This is a genomic window from Roseateles sp. (genome assembly GCF_046300915.1).
Lineage (GTDB): Bacteria > Pseudomonadota > Gammaproteobacteria > Burkholderiales > Burkholderiaceae_C > Kinneretia.
Window position 1 is genome coordinate 1 of sequence record NZ_JBKCLH010000087.1, and the last position, 4,431, is coordinate 4,431.

Here is a 4,431-nt window from a genome sequence, read left to right on the forward strand (position 1 = left end):
GTCCAGGGCCGTGGTGGGCTCGTCGGCAATCAGCAGGGCCGGCTCGCAAGCCAGGGCCATGGCCATCATCACGCGCTGGCGCTGGCCGCCCGAGAGCTCATGCGGGTAGGCACCCAGGCGGCGGCGCGCATCGGGCAGGCCCACGCGCTCCAGCAGGGCCAGGGCGCGGGTCTCGGCCTCGTGGCGGGTGGCGCCGGGGTGCAGGCGCAGGGGCTCGGCCACCTGGCGGCCTTTGGGGTGCTGGGGTTTGAGCGCCGTCATGGGCTCCTGGAAGACCATGGCCAGGCGCGCGCCACGCAGCCGGGCCAGTTCCCGCTCGGGCAGGCTCAGCAAGTCCTGACCCTCCAGCAGGATGCGGCCCGTGGCCCGTGCGCCCTCGGGCAGCAGGCCCATCAAGGCCAGGGCGGTGAGCGACTTGCCGCTGCCGGACTCGCCGATCAGGCCCAGGGTCTGGCCACGGTCCAGGGTGAAATCCAGGCCGCGCACCGCCTCCACCGGCCCCTGGGCGGTGGCGAGGTGGATGTGCAGGTCTTGCAGCTCCAGCAGCATGCTCAGCGGCTCCGCGCCAGTTTGGGGTCCAGCATGTCGCGCAGACCGTCGCCCAGCAGGTTCAGGCCCAGCACGGCCGTCATGATGGCCAGACCAGGAAACACCGCCAGCAGCGGCGCCTGGAAGAGCAGGGTCTGGGCCTCGGCCAGCATGCGGCCCCAGCTGGGCGCGGGCGGCTGGCTGCCCAGGCCCAGATAGGACAGGGCCGCCTCGGCGAGTATGGCCAGGGCGAACTGTATGGTGGCCTGCACGATGAGCACCGCCGCGATATTGGGCAGCACATGCTCGACACTGATGCGCCAGGCTCCCTTGCCGCAGGCGCGCGCGGCCAGCACATAGTCGCGCGCCCATTGCTGGCGCGCCGCGGCGCGGGTGATGCGGGCGAAGGTGGGGATGTTGTGCAGGCCGATGGCGATGATGGCGTTGACGATGCCGGGCCCCGCCACGGCCGTGAGCATGATGGCCAGCAGCAGGGCCGGAAAGGCGAAGCTGAAGTCCGTGAGGCGCATCAGGGCCTCTTCCACCCAGCCGCGCCGCGCCGCCGCCCACAGGCCCAGCAGCACGCCCACGCCAAGACCTATGCCCACGGCGATCACGCCCACCAGGATGGAGTTGCGCGCGCCGGCCAGGATCAGGCTCAGCACATCGCGGCCCAGGGGATCGGTGCCCAGCCAGTGCTGGCCGCTGGGCGGCAGCAGCTTCTTGGCCATATCGATCTCTAGCACCGGCCAGGGCGTCCAGACCAGGGACAGGGCGGCGGCGGCCAGCACCAAGGCGCACAGCAGGGCGCCGATCATGAAGCTGCGATGCCGGCTCATAGCTCGGTGGTCTTGATGCGCGGGTCGATCCAGGCATAGAGCACATCGACCACGAAGTTGACCAGGATGACCATGACCGCCAGCAGCAGCACGCAGTTGCGCACCACGATGAGGTCGCGGTTGGCAATGCTCTGGAAGATCAGGCGGCCCAGGCCCGGCAGGTAGAACACGTTTTCCACCACGATGGTGCCGGCCAGCAGATTGGCAAACTGCAGGCCCATGACCGTGAGCACGGGGATCATGGCATTGCGCAAGCCATGGCCCCACAGGGCCTGGCGCGGGGACAGGCCCTTGGCGCGGGCGGTGCGCATGAAGTCCTCGCGCAGCACCTCCAGCATGGCCGAGCGCGTGATGCGCGCCAGGATGGCGGCCTGCACCACGGCCAGGGCCAGGGCTGGCAGGATCAGGGCCTGCAGGCCCGGCCAGAGGCCGCCGCCCTCCGCCTCACGCCAGCCCGGAAAGCCGCCGGCCGGTATCCACTGCAGCTTCACCGAGAAGAGCAGGATCAGCAGGATGGCAAACCAGAAGCTGGGCACGGCAATGCCCAGCTGGCTGATCAGCATCACCCCGGTATCGCCGGGGCGGCCATGGCGGGCCGCGGCATAGATGCCGGTGCTCAGGGCGATGGCCGTGGTCAGCACCATGGCCAGCAGGGCCAGGGGCACGGTCAGGGCCAGGCGCTCGGCAATCAGCTCGGCCACCGGGCTGCCATAGGCATAGGACAGACCCAGATCGAAGCGCAGCAGGCCCAGCAGCCACTGGCCATAGCGCTGCCAGGCAGGCTGGTTCAGGCCCAGCTTGTCGGCCAGGGCGGCCACGGCCTCGGGCGCGGCGTCCGGCCCCATCAGCAGCTGGGCCGCATTGCCGGGCAGGACTTCCAGCACGGCAAAGACCAGCAGGGAGGCGGCCAGCAGGGTCAGCAGCAGGGTGGCCAGGCGGCGCGCGAGAAACAGGCTCATGCGGCCAGGGCGCGCGGACGCGAGCCGGCCCGCTCCAGGGCGGCCGAGGCCTGGCGCAGGCAGTCCATGGTGGCGCGGATATGGTCGCGGCCCAGCTGCTCGGCGCGCTCGGCATCGCCCGCGGCAATGGCGTCCACGATCAGGCCATGCTCATGCACCGAGGGGGCCGCGCGGTCCTTGCTGATCAGCACCGCCGGTGCAAAGACCTGGGAGGTCTTGCGCACCAGGGCCAGCTGGGCCGACAGGAATTCGTTGTCCGCCAGGGCCACGATGGCCGCGTGCAGCTCCACGTTCAGGCGTATGTATTCGGAGGGCTGCCAGGGCTCCAGGGTGAGGCGCTGCGCCTCCACGATGGGGCCTAGCAGGGCGCGGGCGCGCGCGGCGCCGCGCTCGGCGGCCTGGCGGGCGGCCAGACCGTCCAGCATCTCGCGCAAGGCATAGGCGTCCAGCAGGCGCCGCCGGTCGGCGCGCGCCACGCGCACGCCACGCACCCCGTCGGCCTCCACCAGACCCTCGCTCTGCAGCATGCGCAAGGCCTCGCGCAGCGGCGTGCGGCTGACCTGCAGATCCTCCGCCAGCTGCTGCTGGCGCAGCAGATCGCCCGGCAGATAGTGGCCCGTGTAGATGCGCTGACGCAGCACCCGGGCCACCTCGTCGACCAGGCGCACCGGGCTCGGCCATGCCAGAGCGTCGTGCTCGCTGCTGCTGCTCATCAATCCTCTTTCAACACCTGGGCAAAAGCCGCCATATGACTACCCTCGCCGTGGGCGCCGATGATAGCCCTGGGGCCGGGCTCAAGCCGGCAGCGCGATGCGGCGCGGGGCGACGCCTCAGTTGCACAGGCCCAGGATGCGCTCCTCGTTGGAGCAACGCTTCTTGGGCGTGCAGGCGCGCAGCTCGCGCGCCGTGGGCGGGTAGTAGCTCCAGCCCGGGCCCAGCTCGGGCAGGGCCAGCTTGACCTCGCGCCACTTGGGATGGCCCTGCTCCTGCAGACGCTCGAAGTTCTGGCACAGGGCGCGGCCGAAGGCACGCATGCTGTCCACCGTGCCACGGGTGTTGTAGTCGTAGGTCACGAGAAAGGCGCCCACGGAGATGGTGGTGAAGTCTTCGCTGAGCAGATTGGGATAGCTTGCGGCCCGCACGGTGGCCGGGGCATAGGTGCTCAGGGGCTGGCGGGCACTGGGGTGTTGGGGATCGAACTTGAGCAGCTTGATGAACTTCTGCGCCTCGGGCTTCATGTTCGCGATCAGGGGCGCCGGCTGGCCCGCGGCCACCACCACCACGTCGAGCGACTTGTCGCCGATCAGCTTGACCAGGGCCTCCTCGTTGGAGAGAAAGCTGGCCTGGGCCTCGGGCACGGGGCCGCCGAACATCATGCGGTAGAGGGTGTGGGTGATGAGGGCCGCGCCGCTGCCCACCAGGCCGCCGTTGATCCTGGCGTCCTTGATCTCGTGCAGATAGTTGTAGGGCGAGTCCGCCCGCACGATGTAGTGGATCTCGGTGTTGTAGAGCGGCAGGATCACGCGCAGCGGGCGGATCAGGGTGCTGGCCTCGGCATTGCCGGCCCCGGAGCGGTCCACAAAGGCCTGGAACACATCGGCCTGCACCACCGCAAACTTCACCCCCGGCTCGTAGCGCAGCAGCTTGACATTGGCCGCCGAGCCCGAGGTGGGCAGCACCTCCAGATTGATGCCGGCCTCGGGCGCCACCAGGCGCGCCAGGTCCTTGCCAATGGCGTAGTAAGTGCCTTTCTCGGAGGCGGTGACGATCTTGTAGTCGACCGCGGCCGCAGCCGCGCCCGCGCACAGCAGGGCCAGGAGCGCCAGGCCGGTGTTCAGCAATCGGTTCATCAGGGACTCCTGGGGGAAGAGGGGCTGGGGGAATCGCTTCGGTAGACGCACAGGCCCAGGGCCGCCATGGCTTCGCTGCAGGGTGCCGCAGCAGCGGCGCGGCCGGGCAGCGCGGCGGGCGGCGCCGCCACCGCCGCCGGGCGCGGTGGGTTGCGAAGCGCTGCGCCCGCCGCGGCGGGCGGGGGTGCGGACGCGGCCGTGGCGGCAACAGCGGCCGAGGCCGGGGCTGGGACTGGGGCTGGGGCTGCGCCAGTG

General features: G+C 70.7%; 5 protein-coding genes. All 5 read right to left on the reverse strand.

From position 1 onward, the window contains the following. A partial coding sequence (locus tag ACK5F2_RS06690; RefSeq protein WP_409863679.1) for an ATP-binding cassette domain-containing protein occupies positions 1-549 on the reverse strand: 549 nt, incomplete at its 3' end. 2 nt (positions 550-551) lie between these two features. Continuing rightward, the gene (locus ACK5F2_RS06695) at positions 552-1,367 is read right to left on the reverse strand and encodes an ABC transporter permease (RefSeq protein WP_409863680.1); all 816 of its coding nucleotides are present in this window, start codon (positions 1,365-1,367) and stop codon (positions 552-554) included. Then, positions 1,364-2,326, reverse strand: coding sequence for an ABC transporter permease (locus ACK5F2_RS06700; protein ID WP_409863681.1), 963 nt, complete (start codon positions 2,324-2,326; stop codon positions 1,364-1,366). Before ACK5F2_RS06700 ends, ACK5F2_RS06695 begins: the two co-directional genes overlap by 4 nt. After that, positions 2,323-3,039 (reverse strand): GntR family transcriptional regulator, encoded by a 717-nt coding sequence (locus ACK5F2_RS06705; protein ID WP_409863683.1) that lies wholly within the window; start codon positions 3,037-3,039, stop codon positions 2,323-2,325. The genes ACK5F2_RS06700 and ACK5F2_RS06705 overlap by 4 nt, the downstream gene beginning before the upstream one ends. A gap of 117 nt (positions 3,040-3,156) precedes the next feature. Then, entirely contained in the window at positions 3,157-4,176 is a 1,020-nt protein-coding gene (locus ACK5F2_RS06710) for a TAXI family TRAP transporter solute-binding subunit (protein WP_409863684.1), read from the reverse strand. Between the last annotated feature and the right edge of the window lie 255 nt (positions 4,177-4,431).

Coding starts and splice junctions, on each gene's coding strand:
- ACK5F2_RS06695 (WP_409863680.1), bottom strand. CDS start 1,367: ATGAGCCGGCATCGCAGCTTCATGATCGGCGCCCTGCTGTGCGCCTTG.
- ACK5F2_RS06700 (WP_409863681.1), bottom strand. CDS start 2,326: ATGAGCCTGTTTCTCGCGCGCCGCCTGGCCACCCTGCTGCTGACCCTG.
- ACK5F2_RS06705 (WP_409863683.1), bottom strand. CDS start 3,039: ATGAGCAGCAGCAGCGAGCACGACGCTCTGGCATGGCCGAGCCCGGTG.
- ACK5F2_RS06710 (WP_409863684.1), bottom strand. CDS start 4,176: ATGAACCGATTGCTGAACACCGGCCTGGCGCTCCTGGCCCTGCTGTGC.